15 protein-coding genes are annotated in these 16,626 nt (G+C 68.9%); 6 read left to right on the top strand and 9 right to left on the bottom strand.

The genetic code is table 11. The annotated features are described in order from the left end of the window. Positions 1 to 5: 5 nt before the first annotated feature. The gene (gene galE, locus ABID41_RS18675; RefSeq protein WP_331932641.1) at positions 6 to 1,067 is read right to left on the bottom strand and encodes a UDP-glucose 4-epimerase GalE; all 1,062 of its coding nucleotides are present in this window, start codon (positions 1,065 to 1,067) and stop codon (positions 6 to 8) included. Then, positions 1,068 to 3,380: an AGE family epimerase/isomerase gene (locus ABID41_RS18670; RefSeq protein ID WP_354298473.1), complete on the bottom strand. Its 2,313-nt coding sequence runs from the start codon at positions 3,378 to 3,380 to the stop codon at positions 1,068 to 1,070. Positions 3,381 to 3,746: 366 nt separating this feature from the next. Here ABID41_RS18670 and ABID41_RS18665 point away from each other — a divergent pair, with 366 nt between their 5' ends. Beyond that, on the top strand, positions 3,747 to 4,745 hold the full coding sequence (locus ABID41_RS18665) for a cell wall hydrolase (protein ID WP_354298472.1): 999 nt from the start codon (positions 3,747 to 3,749) through the stop codon (positions 4,743 to 4,745). Positions 4,746 to 4,748: 3 nt separating this feature from the next. Here the strand turns inward: ABID41_RS18665 and ABID41_RS18660 are convergent, their stop codons facing one another. Beyond that, positions 4,749 to 5,000 carry a hypothetical protein gene (locus ABID41_RS18660; protein ID WP_354298471.1) on the bottom strand — a complete coding sequence of 84 codons (252 nt, stop codon included), beginning with the start codon at positions 4,998 to 5,000 and terminating at the stop codon, positions 4,749 to 4,751. Between the two features lie 231 nt (positions 5,001 to 5,231). On the opposite strand from ABID41_RS18660, the gene ABID41_RS18655 reads away from it, so the two are divergent. After that, on the top strand, positions 5,232 to 5,396 hold the full coding sequence (locus tag ABID41_RS18655) for a hypothetical protein (RefSeq protein WP_331932337.1): 165 nt from the start codon (positions 5,232 to 5,234) through the stop codon (positions 5,394 to 5,396). Between the two features lie 33 nt (positions 5,397 to 5,429). Here ABID41_RS18655 and ahpF read toward each other — a convergent pair whose 3' ends face one another. Further along, complete coding sequence (gene ahpF, locus ABID41_RS18650; RefSeq protein ID WP_354298470.1) at positions 5,430 to 7,010, bottom strand: alkyl hydroperoxide reductase subunit F; 1,581 nt, start codon at positions 7,008 to 7,010, stop codon at positions 5,430 to 5,432. Between the two features lie 114 nt (positions 7,011 to 7,124). Then, complete coding sequence (gene ahpC / locus ABID41_RS18645; protein ID WP_354298469.1) at positions 7,125 to 7,688, bottom strand: alkyl hydroperoxide reductase subunit C; 564 nt, start codon at positions 7,686 to 7,688, stop codon at positions 7,125 to 7,127. A 279-nt stretch (positions 7,689 to 7,967) separates the two neighbouring features. Between ahpC and ABID41_RS18640 the strand changes: the two genes are divergently transcribed. The 4 genes from ABID41_RS18640 (at position 7,968) to ABID41_RS18625 (ending at position 11,664) form a co-directional block, all read left to right on the top strand. Further along, complete coding sequence (locus ABID41_RS18640; RefSeq protein ID WP_354298468.1) at positions 7,968 to 8,801, top strand: oxidoreductase; 834 nt, start codon at positions 7,968 to 7,970, stop codon at positions 8,799 to 8,801. 144 nt (positions 8,802 to 8,945) lie between these two features. Continuing rightward, entirely contained in the window at positions 8,946 to 9,839 is an 894-nt protein-coding gene (locus ABID41_RS18635) for an AraC family transcriptional regulator (protein ID WP_354298467.1), read from the top strand. Positions 9,840 to 9,889: 50 nt separating this feature from the next. Beyond that, positions 9,890 to 10,804, top strand: a complete 915-nt coding sequence (locus ABID41_RS18630) for a LysR family transcriptional regulator (RefSeq protein ID WP_354298466.1) — start codon at positions 9,890 to 9,892, stop codon at positions 10,802 to 10,804. Positions 10,805 to 10,929: 125 nt separating this feature from the next. Further along, a complete protein-coding gene (locus ABID41_RS18625; RefSeq protein ID WP_354298465.1) occupies positions 10,930 to 11,664 on the top strand; it encodes an SDR family NAD(P)-dependent oxidoreductase in 735 nt (244 codons plus the stop codon). Positions 11,665 to 11,776: 112 nt separating this feature from the next. On the opposite strand, the gene ABID41_RS18620 is transcribed toward ABID41_RS18625, so the two are convergent. The 4 genes from ABID41_RS18620 to ABID41_RS18605 all read right to left on the bottom strand — a co-directional run bounded on the left by ABID41_RS18620 (position 11,777) and on the right by ABID41_RS18605 (position 16,626). Then, complete coding sequence (locus tag ABID41_RS18620; RefSeq protein ID WP_354298464.1) at positions 11,777 to 12,184, bottom strand: GlcG/HbpS family heme-binding protein; 408 nt, start codon at positions 12,182 to 12,184, stop codon at positions 11,777 to 11,779. 76 nt (positions 12,185 to 12,260) lie between these two features. After that, positions 12,261 to 13,076 (bottom strand): SDR family oxidoreductase, encoded by an 816-nt coding sequence (locus tag ABID41_RS18615; RefSeq protein WP_354298463.1) that lies wholly within the window; start codon positions 13,074 to 13,076, stop codon positions 12,261 to 12,263. A gap of 126 nt (positions 13,077 to 13,202) precedes the next feature. Next, positions 13,203 to 13,982 carry a uroporphyrinogen-III C-methyltransferase gene (gene cobA, locus ABID41_RS18610; protein WP_354298462.1) on the bottom strand — a complete coding sequence of 260 codons (780 nt, stop codon included), beginning with the start codon at positions 13,980 to 13,982 and terminating at the stop codon, positions 13,203 to 13,205. Continuing rightward, positions 13,972 to 16,626: a nitrate reductase gene (locus ABID41_RS18605; RefSeq protein WP_354298461.1), complete on the bottom strand. Its 2,655-nt coding sequence runs from the start codon at positions 16,624 to 16,626 to the stop codon at positions 13,972 to 13,974. The genes cobA and ABID41_RS18605 overlap by 11 nt, the downstream gene beginning before the upstream one ends.

Raw genomic sequence — 16,626 nt, 5'->3', positions numbered from 1 at the left:
GCCATCTAGCCGGCGGCCACGGCCCGGACGTGCGGATGCGCGGCGGCCGTGGCCACCAACGCCGAGGTCCGCCCATAGCGTTGCTGGCGATGCCAGGCGGCAGCGTCCTGCACGATCTGGAGCAGGCTGGAGGTCTGCGCCTTCCAGCCCAGCAGGTCGGCCCCTCGGGAGGGGTCGGCGACGAGGCTTGGGGGGTCTCCGGGCCTGCGTGGGCCGATGGAATGGGGCACCGCACGGCCAGTCGCCTCTTCCACGGCGGCGATCACCTCGCGCACCGAGCGCCCCTGCCCGTTGCCGATGTTGACGGCGTGGAAGGCGCCCGTGGGCAGCTCGGCCTCCAACGCCGCCACGTGGGCCGCGGCCAGATCGTTGACGTGAATGTAGTCGCGCAGGCAGGTCCCATCCGGCGTGTCGAAGTCGTCGCCGAACACGGTCAGGGGCTTGCCGGTTCCGGTGGCCGCGGCGATGGCCAGCGGAATGAGATGCGTTTCCGGGTCATGCGCCTCGCCGATCAGGCCCGACGGGTCTGCGCCCGCGGCGTTGAAATAGCGCAGGGCCACGGCGGTGATGCCGAAGGCCGAGGCCTGGCTGGCGATCATCTTCTCGCAGGCCAGCTTGGTGTCGCCATAGGGGCTGGTGGGATCCTTCGGCAGATCTTCCACCAGGGCCGACAGCCCCTCCCCGGCTCCGGCGCCGTAGACAGCCGCCGTCGAGGAGAACACCAGGCGCGCCACGCCGCGGTCGCGCATGGCCGACAGCAGGCTGGTGGTGCCGCCCACATTCACTTCCCAAAAGAGATCCGGGCGCGCGACCGACCGCCCCACCTCGATGAGGCTGGCGAAATGGATCGCCGCGCCGATCTCGTAGGTGGTCATCACCTCGCGCAGGGTCGCACCGTCGCGCACGTCGCCATGGACGAAATCGCCCCAGAGACAAGCCTCGCGGTAGCCGGAACTCAGATTGTCGTAGACCACCGGATGGTAGCCACGCTCGCTCAGGGCCTTGGCCGTATGCGACCCGATGTAGCCGGCGCCCCCGACCACCAGCACCCGATTGCTTCTCGCCATTTACGCGCTCCCTGCGAAATACGAACCCTGTTCAGCGCCCCCCAGCGCACCGGTTGAAGAAAAGGCCGGCGCGAGCCGCGCCGGCTGCGGACGCGGCCTGGCGTGCAGCACGCGGCGGAATTCCCAGATCGCGCCGGCGATGTGGTAGAGCGAACTCGCCGGGGCGGGCTCGTCCTTCCAGGCCCCATCCGGGCCGAGCTTGTCGCGCCAGACGCCGAGCACCGGCGTGTCCAGGAAGGCCAGCATGCTGCGGGCCGCCGACTGCGCGCAGAGCTCATAGGTTTCGCCGCCGGCCGGATCGATTTCGCCCAGCAGCAGCGCGGCCTTGAGCCGTTCGGTCTGCGGCCAGAGCCGCGCCTGCGGACTACGGACCTTGAGATCGTCGTCGAGGGCGTCGACCGCCACGCCGCGAGCCGCATCCACCCCGACGCAGCCGTGCTGGAAGAGCAGCTTGGCCGCTTCCAGGGCGCGCTTGTCGCCGCTGAGCCTGAACCAGCGCGCCAGCAGCCATGACCATTCGAATTGGTGTCCCGGCTCGACGATCCGGCCGAGGTCGCCCCGGGCCGGCCGCCAGTCGGCGTCGAAATGCTCGCGCAGATAGCCGCGGGACGGGTCGATGAACCGCTCGAGCGCCAGGGTGGCGATCTCGGAGGCCAGGTCCTGCCAGCAGTCGCTGCGGCCGATGCTCAGCCAGGCCAGGGCCGCCTCGAAAAGGTGCATGTGCGGATTGGAGAGGTTGGCGTGCTCCCCGGCCTCATAGAAGCCGCCGGCCGCACAGCGCCGGGCGTGGCGCATCTGGCGCAGGAGCTCGACGGCGTGCGCCTCGAGCGGGGCTTCCGAGCCGATGGCCGCGCTGGCCCAGCCGAGCAGGGCGAAGGCCTGGTCGTAGAGCATGGCGGTGTCGTCGATGACATCGCCGCTGGCGCCGACCAGGGTGCGGAACTGGCCGTCGGCCCGGCGATAGCGCCGCTCGAAATAATCGATTCCGTGCTCCATGGCCTGCCGCCACGGACCGCTCCAGCCCAGGGCGCCGGCGGTGGCGTAGACATGGGCCTGACGCATCTGCACCCGCGCCCGGCGCGGGCTCTCGACCGGCCGGCCGTTCAAGGACAGGCGCTCGTGGAAGCCGCCCCGCCGGTGGTCCGCGCCGAGGCTCCACCAGAGGGGCAGGGCCGAGACGTCGAGCCAGTCGTCCAGCCGCCGGGAAAGGTCGGCCAGCTCCCGCGCCACCATGACCCGCTGAGGCTGCGGCGGCGCCCAGCTACGCTCGTTGATCTGTTCGACGACGCTCTTGACCGACTGGGCGCTGTCGAGCGCGCAGACCAGCACGGCGTCGCGCTCGACGATCACCGCGACGTTCTTCACGCCGACGGTCGAGACCATCATGCCCTGCGCCGCACGCACCACCGCGCCGGCGGTGTCGATGAGGACCGCCGACCCGCTGACGCTGTTGGCGTCGGGCGTGCGCTCGCCGGCCGCCCAGACCGCGTCCCAGGCGCCCAGGTCCGACCAGACGAAATCCACTGGCAGGACCGCGGCGCGGTCGGTCTTCTCCATCACCGCATAGTCGAAGGAGATCTTTGCGGCCTCGGCGAAGGACGGCGACAGACGGCGGACGACGCCGTTCCAGTCGGCCTCGGCAAGCGCGGCGGCCACCGGTTCGATGACCTGCGGACAATAGGCCTGGAACTCCTCGGCGATCAGGCCGACCGGGGCGACGAAATTGCCGCTGTTCCACAGGCGGCCTTCGCCGACATAGCGGCGCGCGGTCGGCGCGTCCGGCTTCTCGACGAAGGAGCGCACCTGGCGGCCGCGGCTGGCCGGCGCGAGCAGGTCGCCCGGCTCGATATAGCCGTAGGCGCTGGAAGGGGCGTCGGGCCGTACGCCCAGCACGACGACGCGCCCATGGCGGGCGACAGCGACGGCCTCGAAGATGGCCGTGCGAAAGGCCTCGACGTCGGGAATGTGGTGGTCGGAGGCCAGCACCACCGCGACCGCCTCCGGGTGGGCGGCGGCGACGTGCAGGACCGCGGCGGCGACGGCCGGACCGGAGTCGCGTGGCGTCGGTTCGAGCACCAGTTGGGCGGTCTGGCCGATCTCGCCGAGCTGCTCGACGATCTGCGCCTCGTGGCCGACGCCGGCGACGATCACCGGGTCGAGCAGGCCCGGAACCCCGGCGAGGCGCTGAATGGTTTCCTGGAATAGCGAGCGCTCGCCGAGCAGCCGTAGAAACTGCTTCGGTCGGCCGGGGCGCGAACTGGGCCACAGACGCGTCCCGCCCCCGCCGCACATGATGACAGGAACAATTGCCATGGGGCGAGGCTAGGCTCATCCGACAAGCGCCCGCCAACCCCCGCCCCGACCGCGGTCGAACAACTGTAAAATAGATTAAATTGCAGGCGCCAAACTTATATTTTGGGCGCCACATACGGTCATCGCGCCAGTTATCGTCGGAAACCAGTCATATTTCGGCCACCTATTCAGTAACTTTGAACTACTGCAGCGCTTACACCAAGCTTAACCGATCACTATTTGCTTGATATTTGAGCACAATAGATCGCCTAAACGCCGTTTTCGGCCCTAATCGTTAAAGTCTTCCCGTGCGATCTCGATGTGATCGAGCGTCTTGAGCCGGCCTGGGCTAGTAGGCGGACCGGTCGATGCTCAAGGGATATGCTTTTGGCGTTCGCCCCTCGAAATATCTTCAGCCCGACTCGCCTGCTCGTGGGCCTGCTGAGCGCAGGTCTGGCGGCGGCGGCGCCCTGGCCCTCCTTCCCCACAGCTCCGGCGCCTCAGGTCGCGCGCCAGGCTCCGCCACTGCGCGGCCCGCAGCCGGCCAGCCCGCCCGCCGGCCCTCCCGAACTGATCAATCTGCCGCTCTCGGGCGAGGCCGCGCGGCTGTGGAACGCCTCGGTCGGCCCCGAGACCCGGGCCCGGCCAGCGCGGCCCTTCGTGATCGAGGGGCCGGACATCGAGGATCGCGGCCGCGCCATTAGTTGCCTGACCGCGGCCATCTATTACGAAGCCGGCGCCGAGAGCGCGGCGGGCCAGCAGGCGGTCGCGCAGGTGGTGCTGAACCGGCTGCGCCATCCGGACTTCCCCAAGACGGTGTGCGGCGTGGTGTTCGAAGGCGCGGAGCGACAGACCGGTTGCCAGTTCACCTTCACCTGCGACGGCTCGCTCGCCCGGGCTCCGAGCGTCCGGGGCTGGAAACGCGCCGAAGAGGTGGCGGAGGCGGCGCTCGACGGCTTCGTCGATCGGGCGGTTGGCTACGCCACACACTATCACGCCGTCTATGTCGTCCCGTACTGGAGCCCCGGCCTGCTGAAAGTGGCGACCATCGGGGCGCATATCTTCTACCAGCGGCCCGGACGCGACGGCGAGCCGAGCGCCTTTGTCGGGCGATATGCGGGCGGCGAGGAACTGGTCTCGCTCAGTGTCGGCGAAGATGCGCCGGCGCCGGTTCTCGACGTGCAGGGCGCGCAGGCCCCCGCCCCGGTCGTCGCCGAGGCGGAGACCGCATCGGCGCTCGCGGCGAGTGACTTCGCAACGCCGGCCGCCGACACCGCGCCGGTACAGGTCGAACTGGCGGCCAAGCCCAAGCTGGAGATCTTCCGCAGTCTGGTCGCGCCCGAAGGCCCCCGGCCGCGACTCGCGATGTCTCCCGACGGCGCCTGACGGTCAGGCCAGCGGCGCCGGATTCCAGCGGGCGGCCAGCGCCTCGCCCCATTCCTCGCGCGCCACCGGTTGCGCCGACGGCGCCGCCGAGGTCGAGCACAGCACGGTATTTATCGCCTGACGCACCGCCAATTCCGCTGCGTCTTGAGTTTTGCGGCGTCCGGCGGCGACGATCTCCCCATCCTCGTCGTATACTCGCCACCGCCAGCCCAGTTCATCCTGAGCAAGCGAATAGGCGAAATCAGCGCTGATCATGCAACCCTCGCAGTAAACGACGCGGCATTGACGCCTAGGCCGCCTGGAAAGCTGATCGCTGTCAATAGTGCAGCATGGCGGGACTGAAGGCGCGGGAAGCGCTGCCCAGTTCGCGGGCGGCGGGCGCCCCGCTCTGAGCGAGTTGGACACTTTTGTCGCGTTTACGTTTCAGCCAGGTCAGGCATTCTCACGGAACGGCGTTTGGCCGCCGCGCGCCAGAGGAACTTGGCTATGACGTTCTTTTCCGCCACCGCAGCGTCGCCGGCGCGACCGGCCCTGCGCCGATCGAGGCGGCCCGTCGGCATTCCGTTCAACTGGCGCCTGGCGGTGGCGCTCACGGCGAACGCACTCGCCTGGCTAGCCATCATCGGCGCCGTGGTCGCACTTGCGAAGTAAGACCTCTGCGGTCGCCCGCAGAGGTCCTGGCGCTTAGGCCGCTTCGGCGGCTTCCAGCGGTTCCTGGCGGATCAGGTAGTCGAAGGCCGAGAGCGAGGCCTTGGCCCCCTCACCCATCGCGATGACGATCTGCTTGTAGGGCACGGTCGTCGCGTCGCCGGCGGCGAACACACCCGGCAGCGAGGTTTCGCCCCGGTGATCCACCTCGATCTCACCGCGATTGGTGAGCGCGACCGTGTCCTTCAGCCATTCGGTGTTCGGCACCAGGCCGATCTGAACGAAGACGCCTTCCAGGTCGACGCGATGGACCGTGTCGCGGCCGCGGTCCTTGTAGGTCAGGCCGGTCACCTTCGAGCCGTCGCCATGCACCTCGGTGGTCATCGCCGAGGTGATGACCTTCACGTTGGGCAGGCTGGCCAGCTTGCGCTGAAGCACCGCGTCGGCGCGCAACTGGCTGTCGAACTCGATCAGCGTCACGTGGGCGACGACGCCGGCCAGGTCGATGGCCGCCTCGACGCCGCTGTTGCCGCCGCCGATCACCGCCACGCGCTTGCCCTTGAACAGCGGGCCGTCGCAGTGCGGGCAGTAGGCCACGCCCTTGTTGCGGTACTCGTCCTCGCCGGGGACGTTGATCTGCCGCCAGCGAGCGCCGGTCGCCAGGATTACGGTCCGCGACTTCAGGCTGGCGCCGTTCTCCAGCTTCACCTCGATCAGGCCGCCCGGCGCCTTGGCGGGAACCAGGCCGACTGCCCGCTGGAGGTTCATGATGTCGACGTCGTAGTCCTTCACGTGCTGTTCCAGCGCCGTGGCCAGTTGCGGGCCTTCGGTGTGGCGCACGGAGATGAAGTTCTCGATCGCCATGGTGTCCAGCACCTGGCCGCCGAAGCGCTCGGCCGCCACGCCGGTGCGGATGCCCTTGCGAGCGGCGTAGATCGCGGCCGCGGCCCCAGCGGGACCACCTCCGACGACCAGCACGTCGAAGGCGTCCTTGGCCTTGATCTGCTCGGCTTGACGCTCGGCCGCGCCGGTGTCGAGCATGGCCAGGATCTGCTCCAGGCTCATCCGGCCCTGGGCGAAGGGCTGGCCGTTCAGCAGCACGGTCGGCACGGCCATCACCTGGCGGGCCTCGATCTCCTGCTGGAACAGGGCGCCGTCGATGGCGACGTGAGTGATGCGCGGGTTCAGGGCCGCCATGGTGTTCAGCGCCTGCACGACATCAGGGCAGTTCTGGCAGCTCTGCGAGAAATAGGTTTCGAAGTGGAAGTCGCCGTCCAGCGCCTTGATCTGCTCGATCACCTCGGGCTCGACCTTGGGCGGGTGGCCGCCGACATGCAGCAGGGCCAGCACCAGCGAGGTGAACTCGTGGCCCAGGGGCAGGCCCGCGAAGCGCACGCTGGCGTCGCCTGCGGCCCGCTCGATGGCGAAGGAGGGCCGACGCGCGTCGTCGCCGTCCTTGACCAGGCTCACCTTGTCGGACGCCGAGGCCACATCGTTCAGAAGTTCGAGCATCTCCCGCGACTTGGCGCTGTCGTCAAGCGAGGCGACCAGCTTGATCGGCTGGCGCAGGTTCGCCAGGTAGGCCGTCAATTGCGACTTCAGACCCTCGTCCAACATACTGAGACTCCAAGATTATTCGCGGCGCGCCGAAACGAGGCCGATGGCAGGGGGAGACTGCGGGAGATAGAGGCGCCGCCGCCCTCCGAACGAGGGTGGCGGCGCTTGGCTGACTTAGATCTTGCCGACCAGGTCCAGCGACGGGGCCAGGGTCTTTTCACCCTCTTCCCACTTGGCCGGGCAGACTTCGCCCGGGTGAGCGGCGACGTACTGGGCCGCCTTCACCTTGCGCAGAAGCTCGGCGGCGTTACGGCCGATGCCTTCGGCGGTGACTTCGGTGAACTGGATCACGCCGTTCGGATCGATCAGGAAGGTGCCGCGGTCGGCCAGGCCCTGGCCTTCGCGCATGACGCCGAAGTTGTTCGTGATGGCGCCCGACGGGTCGCCGACCATGACGTACTGGATCTTGCCGATGGCCGGCGAGGTGTCGTGCCAGGCCTTGTGCGAGAAGTGCGTATCGGTCGAGACCGAGTAGATTTCCACGCCCAGCTTTTGGAACTCGGCATAGTTGTCGGCCAGATCTTCGAGTTCGGTCGGGCAGACGAAGGTGAAATCGGCCGGGTAGAAGAACACGACGGACCATTTGCCCTTCAGGTCCGCGTCGCTGACGCTGATGAACTTGCCGTTCTTGAACGCCTGCGCGCTGAAGGGTTTGATCTCGGTGTTGATCAAGGACATGGAATGCTCCTGCGATTGGGAGTTGCAGGGATAGGGCCTCGCAGGACATAGGTCCAATCGATAATATCAACTCCGGCAATAGATTTGTCCGATGGATAGCCGCCATCGGCAGCCGGCCGCAGGAACCCGCCGAACGGCCTCCTATCGTCAGGTTTCGTGACGAAGCGCGCAGGAACCGGCCGCGCGCCGCAAGATTGCGACAGCCGCCGCAATCGGCGGACGGCCCGGGACAATGGCGAGGGCTAATCCGTCTCCATGATCTTTCTGAAGGAGACGTCCATGAAGACCTGGCTCATCACCGGCGCATCGCGCGGCTTCGGCGCCCGTATCGCCGCCCTCGCCCTGGCCAAGGGCGACAACGTCGTAGCCACAGCGCGCAAGGTCGAGGCCGTGACCGCGCGGCTCGGCGACCACCCCAGCCTGCTAGCCCTGTCCCTAGACGTCACCGACGAAGCCCAGGCGAAGGCGGCGGCGGCCGCCGCCGTCGAGCGGTTCGGCGGCATCGACGTCCTGGTCAACAACGCCGGGTTCGGCCTGCTGGGCGCGGTCGAGGAAGCCACGGCCGAAGAGGTCGAGCGGCTCTACCGCACCAATGTCTTCGGCCTGCTGGCGGTGACGCGCGCGGTCCTGCCCGCCATGCGCGCCCAGCGGTCGGGGCGGATCCTCAACATCTCCTCCATCGGCGGGTATCGCGGAGCGGCGGGCTTCGGCGTCTACTCCTCGACCAAGTTCGCCGTGGAAGGGCTGACCGAGGCGCTCCACGCCGAGCTCAAGCCGCTGGGCGTCCATGTCACCGCCATCGAGCCAGGATATTTCCGGACCGACTTCCTCGACGCCAGCTCGCTGTCGGTGAGCCGGAACAGGATCGAGGACTACAGCGCCACCGCCGGAACGGTCCGCACCCGCGCGGCGAATCTGAACCAGGCCCAGCCGGGCGATCCCGACCGCCTGGCCCAGGTCCTTGTCGAGTTCGTGGATGCGCCCAACCCGCCGGTCCGCCTGCCGCTCGGCAGCGACACGGTCGCGGCGATCGAGGCAAAGCACGCCTCCGACAGCGCGATCCTCGCTCAGTGGCGAGCGGTCTCGACTTCCACGGACTTCGCCGCGACCTGACGACCGGAACAGTCCTAAAGCGCGGCCCGGGACAACTTGTCCCGGGCCGCGCCATTGCGACGCCTTGGCTCCTGATCTTCGATTGGCGGGCGCTCGGATACGCAGTATGCGAATGAGACGCTGTTCACGGGACCAGGATCGAAGGTGCAGGCGGCGAGCTCAGGATTCGGCAAGGCTCCAGAGGCGCTCGCGCGCATCCTGGACAGCGCCCCGCCGGTCGTAAGCGATCCGCTGCGGGGCGAAACGACCCTTACCGGCCGCTGGGGCCACGGCGAACTGCACGACCACCTTCCGGGCATGGAAGGTCACGTCATCATCACCTATTACGGCCAGCCGCAGGACATCGTCTGGCGGGTCGAAGGGCAGCGCCTGGCGGGCCAGACGCGCACCGGTTCCATCACCATCATCCCCGAGGGGCACGACGGCCGTTGGGACATCGCCGGTTCGATCGGCGTGTCCCACGTCTTCCTTTCCCAGGAGCGGCTGCAGGCCTGCGCCGAGGACATCGCCGGGGGCAAGACGGTCGACCTGCTGGCGCGGGTGGGATTCGACGACCCGCTCGCCGGGCGCGTCATGGAAATGCTGGGACGCGAAGCGGCCGCGCCCGATCCGTCGGCGCGGCTGTTCGTCGAGCAGGCCACCGATCTCCTGTGCACCCAGCTCGTGCGCGGGCACTCCTCGTTCAGCGCGCTGCAGGGGCCGGCGCCGCGACGCGGCCTGGCCGACTGGCAGGTGCGCAAGGTGACCGACTACATGCGCGCGCACCTGGACGCGCCGGTAGGGCTCGACGAACTGGCGGCGCTGGCCGGCCTCAGCCGCTTTCACTTCTGCACAGCGTTCAAGGCGGCGACCGGCAAGAGCCCGCACGAGCAGCTCGTGGCCTTGCGGATCGAGCGGGCGCGCCAGTTGCTGCTGCGGCCGGACCTGCCAGTCACCGAGATCGCCCTGGCCGTCGGCTACGAGACGCCCTCGGCCTTCGCCGCAAGCTTCCGAAAGGCCACGGGCATGACCCCGTCGGCGTTCAGGCAGGGCGTCTAGAGCGGCGCTCGCGTTGGCAACAAGGCTCGCCCCTTCTATTCTCTCAAGGAATGGACCGGATAGCGGCGTTACAGTTTTTCGTTCGTGTCGTTGAGAGCGGGAGCTTCTCCCAAGCCGCCCGCGAGCTTGGCGTTGGGCAGCCGACCGTCAGCAAGCAGGTCGCAGCCCTTGAGCGGCGGCTTGGAGCGCAGCTACTCAATCGAACCTCCCGCCGGCTTCGCCTCACTCCGGCCGGCGCCGATTTTTACGAGGCCGCGGTTCGCATACTGGGTGAGTTGGACGACGCCGAGAGCCGGGTCGCCAACGCTCATGAGCAGCCGAGCGGGGCCGTCAGAGTGGCGACGCCACCGATCCTGACCGGCATGATGATCGTGCCTGAGCTCCCCGAGTTCTTCCTCCGCTTCCCCGGCATCGCCGTCGAATTCGTCGTCTCCGAGCGATACGCCGACCTGGTGCAGGAGGGCGTCGACCTGGCCATTCGCATCGGCAATCTTGATAGCTCCGGGCTGTTGTCGCGCAGGATCGGAAGCCTGCAGATTGCGACAGTCGCCAGTCCTGAATATCTGGCGCGCCACGGCGCGCCGCTGACGCCATCCGATCTGGACGCGCACCACCTCCTGGCGAATCGATATCTCGGCGCGGTCGGCGCCTGGCGTTTTCAGCACAGCGAGCGAGAGGTGGTGACGCCAACCTCGGGGAGATTCAGCTGCAACGATCCAGCCGACGTGCACGCCGCCGTTCTTGCAGGCCTTGGGATCGCGCAAAGCGCACGCGCTCTGTTTGAGGCGGAACTTCGATCTGGAGCGGTGGTCGAGTTGCTGGCGGGCTTTGTTCCCGAACCGGTCCCCATTCATGTGATCTACGGCAGTAATCGAATTCCGCAACGGGCCAGGATCGTGAGCGATTTCATCGCGCAGTGCCTGCACAAGCAGCCCAGCGTCCGGCTCCGGCAACCTATTCCATAAGGGAATAGCGGCTAGTCCCGGCTTCGGCCTTCCGCACTCTCTGGCTCTTCATAGGTACGTGGCGAAGCGCTCGCGCGAACTGCGAGAGCGGATACCTAAGCGGAGCAAAAAGAATGCAGGAGAAGATGGTGGCCCTGGTCACCGGGGCGAATAAAGGGCTCGGAAAGCAGGTCGCAAAGGAACTGGCCGGACACGGTTACACAGTTCTTCTTGGATCAAGGGACTTTTCGAACGGACAAAAGGCCGCCGAGGAGATCGGGGACGGCGCCGTCGCTATTCAGCTCGATGTCACGGACGCCGCCAGCATAGCGAAGGCGGCGGAACGCGTCGCCGCGGAATTCGGCCGGCTCGATCTCCTGGTCAACAACGCCGCGATCTCGCAATCGGGCCGGTATGCGTCAGGTCAGGAAATCATCGCCGCGAGCGCGGCGAGCGTCGCGCCGCTGGACGAAGTCCGCGCGGTCTTCGAGACGAACGTCTTCGGCGCGCTCGCCGTGACGCAGGCGATGCTGCCGCTGATCCGATTGTCCTCCGCAGGACGCATCGTGAATGTCTCAAGCGGGGTGGCTTCACTGACGCTCAACTCCGACCCCGATTTCCCCTTCCGTCCGCACTACGGCGTGACCTATTCGGCGTCAAAGACGGCCCTCAACGCCATGACCATGGCGCTTGCGATCGAGCTTGAGGACGCCGGCGTCAAGGTTCGGGCGGTCAGTCCGAGCTACACAGCGACCGCCATCAACGATTTCCAGGGGACCGACAGCGTCGAGACCGGAGCCCGGCCGCTTGTGCTTGCGGCCCTCGACACCGAAAGCCCTACCGGGAATTTCACTGGCCCCGACGGGGCATATCCCTGGTGAGCGTCGACTAGGCTTCGCTGAGCGCTGAATAGTGACGGCGGGCCGGAAGGCCCACCGCCATTCTAACCCGACGTCGCGACGTCGCGTGGGTTCGGTCGGCGTCTCGCGAGGCTCAGGATGCGGCCATGCCCGCGGCCGCGGCGGTGGCGACCTGCAGGTCCTGGGCCACGGCGCCGCCGGAGACGCCGACGGCGCCCAGCAAGGTCCCGTCAGCGGCGCGCAGCGGAAGCCCGCCGGCGAAGACGACCAGGCCGCCATTGGTCTGCTCCAGGCCAGGCGAAGTCCCGCCGGGCTTGGAGAACTCGCCGATGGCCTCGGTGGCCATGCCGAACAGGGCCGAGGTCCGCGCCTTGCCGAGAGCGATGTCGATGGAGCCCAGCAGGGCCCCGTCCATGCGCGCAAAGGCCTTCAGGTGGACGCCGGCGTCGAGCACGGCGATGTTCATTGGCACGCCGAGGGTTTCGGCCGCTCGTCGGCCGGCGGCGAGGACCGCATCGGCCTGTTCTTGGGTGATGCTCATCACGATCGTTCCTTGAGCTCCGGAGGCGGCCTCCGGCCGCAGCGGCCCGTTGAGGGCGCCGCGGCCGGAGCGGCGGTCAGATCTGGTTTTCCCAGGCGGCCAGTTGATGGTCCTTCAGCATGTCCTCGATCTTCTTCGGGACCACGTTGCGGAACTTGCCGGTGTCGGCCGGGACGATTTCGATCATCCGGTCGATCATCTCCTGCGGGTCCATCTTTCCCTCGGGCGTAGCGAAGAAATCGTCGAAGCCCTTCCGCAGGTCGGCGCGCTTGGTGAAGTTCTTGCTGTCGTCGAGCCAGCGGAACGGATTGTCGGCCATGGTCTCGTTGTAGCCGGTGTAGTAGGCGCCCGGATTGATGGTCTGCACCTTGATCCCGTAGGAGGCCAGTTCCTGCTGCATCGCCTCGGCGAAGGCTTCCAGGGCGTGCTTGGTCGAGACGTAGGTCCCCCAGTTGGCCGGAGTGAAGAGGCCGCCCATCGAGGAGGTGAACACCACCTTCTTGCCCTGGGCCTTGCCTTCGCGGACCCAGCGCTGAACCACACCCTGGGTCAGCACCAGCGGCAGGAAGACGTTCACTTCGTAGTTCTTCCGGACCAGATCGACGGGGATTTCCCAGACGGGCCCGGCCTCGCCCATGCCGGCGTTGTTCCAGAGGATGTCGAAGTCGAGGCCGATGGCCTGCTGGATGTCGTACTGGTCGGTCAGGTCCAGCCGGTAGACCTTGATCCGATCGCTCAGGCCCAGAGCCTCCACCTCTTCGCGGAGCGGAGTAACCTGCGAGGCCACGTGAACCGTGGCGATGATGTCGTGGCCGTTCCTGGCCATGCCGATCGCAGCGCCTTTGCCAAAGCCAGAACCGGCTCCAGTGATGAGGATGGTCTTCTTGCCCATGATCGGTGTCCTTTTCTTCAGGGTCGGCGTTGTCGCCGTCGAAGAAGAACCTACCGAGGCCGGTTGCGGCGGACCGTTCGCAGCTTGCGGCCACTGTTCCGATATTGCGGCGATGGAAGAAGGAATTCAGCAGGCCCCGCTGCGGAGGCTGCCGGCGCTCGGCGCGCCGCACGCCAGGTCCGCCTGCCGCACGATGTCGCCGGCGATGATCACCACCGGGCCATCGAAGGCCGCTTCCTCGAGCGCCCCGGGAAGGCCCGCCAGATCCGAGACGATGGCGCGGGCGTCGCGGCGGCCGGCGTTCTCCACCGCCATGGCAGGCGTCGCCGCGGGGCGGCCGGCGGCGATCAGGCGGGCCATGACGAGCCCGCAGGCCTGGCCCGCCATGTAGAGCGCCAGGGTGGTCTCGCGGTCGGCGGCCAGCGCATCGTCGATCCCGGCCAGGGCGCCGCCCTGCAGGGTCGCGGTGGCGATCATCAAGCGCCGGGCCTCGCCGCGGTGGGTCAGGGGCGCGCCGAACTGCGCGGCTGCGGCGCTGGCGGCGGTCACGCCGGGGACGATCTCGCTGGCGATCCCATGGCCGGCGAGGAACGCCCTCTCCTCCCCGACCCGGCCGAAGACGGCAGGATCGCCGCCTTTCAGGCGCACCACGCGTAGCCCCCGCCGGGCCAGACGCAGCATCAGGCGGTTGATGGTGTCCTGGCTCATGCTGGTCCTGCCAGCGCGCTTGCCGGTCTGGATCTTCAGGCAGTTGGCGGGCGCCAGGGCCAGGACCTCGCCGCAGACGAGGGCGTCGTAGAGCAGCGCCTCGGCCCCCTCGATGAGTCGGGCGGCGCGCAGGGTCAGGAGATCGGCGGCGCCGGGGCCGGCGCCCACCAGCTTCACGGTTCCAGGCTCATGCAGCATCGGCGGTCTCCAGGCGACGAGGGGCGATCAGGCGGGCGATCTCCGGGCGACAGGAGCCGCAGTTGGTCCCGGCTCCGGTGACTTCGGCCACGGCGTCGACGTTCGCAGCCCCGGCGGCGACGGCCTTGCCGATGACGGCGGCGCGCACGTTGCGGCAGGCGCAGACGATGGGCGAGGCGTCGGCGGGGCGGCCTGGAGCGCGGCCGACCAGCAGGGCGGCCCGATCTCCGGCGCCCAGGGCCTCCGATGCGAAGAGCTCGACCAGCCAGTCCCTGGGCGGCAGCGTCCCCGAAGCAGTGGTGAAGAGCACGCGGTCGAGGCGATCGCCTGCCAGGAAGGCTTCGCGCAACGCGCCGGCGGCAGGGTCCTCGAAGCGCAGACCGTCGCCTGAGACCCCGGCCAGCAAGAGCTTGCGCAGGGCCTCGCGTTCCTCGACGTCGCCGCGGCCGGCGAACTCGTGCAGGTGGCAGCCGGCCTGGGGGATGCGCCGCCAGACGAGGTCGAGCCTGGCGGGCCGGGCCCACGGCCGGCGGGAGATGTGGAAGCCGCGCCAGGTCTCGCGATAGGGCCGCACCCGCGCCGGGGTGTGCTTGAACTCGGGCTGGCCGGACCGGGCGTCGATGCTGGGGGCCACCAGCGGATTGACCCGGCCGCTTGGGGCGTAGGCGGCCGTCCAGTGCATGGGCATGAAGATCGCGCCGGGGCGCTGGCGGTCGGTGAGGCGGGCCAGGGCGACGGCCTCTCCCCGCGCCGTCTGCACGCGGGTCAGGGCGCCGTCGGTGAGGCCCGCCGCCGCGGCGTCGGCGGGATGAACCTCCACGAAGGGCTCGGGCGCGTGACGCCAGAGGTCGGGGGCGAGGCCCGTGCGGGTCAGGGTGTGCCACTGGTCGCGGATGCGGCCGGTGTTCAGCGCCAGGGGATAGGCCGCGCCGGTCGGCTGGGCCGGGCCTTGCGCCGAGGCCCTGACCATGCGGGCGCGGCCGTCGGGGGTCTGGAACCTGCCGCTGGCGAAGAGCCTGGCCGTGCCGCCGGCCGCGGTCACCGGCCACTGGACCGGTTCCAGCGCCTCGTAGCCTTCGGGCGTCAGGCCGACGAGGCCGGAAAGGTTCAGGATGCGGCGGCCGTCGTTCTCATAGGCGGTCAGGCGCGCCCACTCGCGGAACACCTGGGCGGCGGCGCGCCAGGAGAAGGCGTCGCCGAACCCCATGGCGGTGGCGACATCGGCGACGATGCGCCAGTCGGCGCGGGCCTCGCCCGGGGCTTCGAAGAGCGCGCGCTGACGCGAGATGCGGCGCTCCGAATTGGTGACCGCGCCGTCCTTCTCGCCCCAGGCCAGGGCCGGAAGCTTCACATGGGCGTAGTCCAGGGTGTCGGTCGCTTCCATGCAGTCGGAGACGACGACGAAGGGACAGGTTTCCAGCGCCTCACGCACCCGGCCGGCGTCGGGCATGGAGACGGCCGGGTTGGTCGCCATGATCCAGAGGGCCTTGATCCTACCCTCATGGACGGCCTCGAACATCTCGACGGCCTTGAGACCGGGGCCGGACGGCGTGTGCGGCGCGCCCCAGAAGCGGGCGACCCTTGCGCGGGCCTCGTCGTCGAAGTCCATGTGGCCGGCAAGCGTGGTGGCCATGCCGCCGGTCTCGCGCCCACCCATGGCGTTGGGCTGGCCGGTGATGGAGAACGGGCAGGCGCCCGGCTTGCCGATCCGCCCCGTGGCCAGGTGGGCGTTGATGATGGCCAGGCCCTTGGCGACGCCCTGGGCCGACTGGTTCGAGCCCATGGAAAAGAGGCTCACGGTCCGGGGCGTCTCCGCGAAGAGCTGGAAGAACCGCTCGACGTCGCGCGCGGCGAGGCCGCAGTCGGCGGCGACGGCGGAGATCGACTGGTCGGTCCGGGCGAGCTCGGCTTCGACCTCGGCGAAGCCGGCGACATGGGCGGCGATGTAGCCGCGGTCGATGACGCCGCGGGCGATGAGGTCGGCCAGCAGGCCGTTCCAGAGCCGTACGTCCATCTGCGGCGCGATGGGCAGGTGCAGGTCGGCGACCTCGGCGGTGTCGGTGCGGCGTGGGTCGATGACCAGGTGACGCTGGCCCCTGGCGCGCGCGGCCTCCATGCGGCGGAAGAGGACCGGGTGGGTCCAGGCCGCGTTGTGGCCGGCGAAGACCACGAGGTCGGCCAGCTCCAGATCCTCGTAGCAGCCGGGAACCAGGTCGGCCCCGAAGGCCAGCTTGTGCGCCACCACGGCCGAAGCCATGCAGAGCCGGGAGTTGGTGTCGATGTTCGCCGAGCCGATGAAGCCCTTCATGAGCTTGTTGGCGGCGTAGTAGTCCTCGGTCAGGAGTTGGCCGGAGACGTAGAAGGCCACCGAGCCCGGGCCGTGCCGGGCGATGGTCTCGGAGAACCGCCGCGCCACGAGGGCGGTCGCCTCGTCCCAGGTGGCGCGGCGATCGCGGATCATGGGATGCAGCAGGCGGCCCTCGAGCCCCACGGTGGCGGCGAGCGCGCCGCCCTTGGAGCACAGGCGCCCGAGATTGGCGGGGTGGGCGGCGTCGCCGGAGAGGGTCAGGTCGCGGCCCGACGCCTGGCCGGCCACGCCGCAGCCGACCCCGCAGTAGGGACAGGTGCTGCGCCGCGGGGCCAT

This window comes from Phenylobacterium koreense (genome assembly GCF_040545335.1).
Classification (GTDB): domain Bacteria; phylum Pseudomonadota; class Alphaproteobacteria; order Caulobacterales; family Caulobacteraceae; genus Phenylobacterium; species Phenylobacterium koreense.
This window is presented reverse-complemented; position numbering and strand designations above follow the sequence as displayed.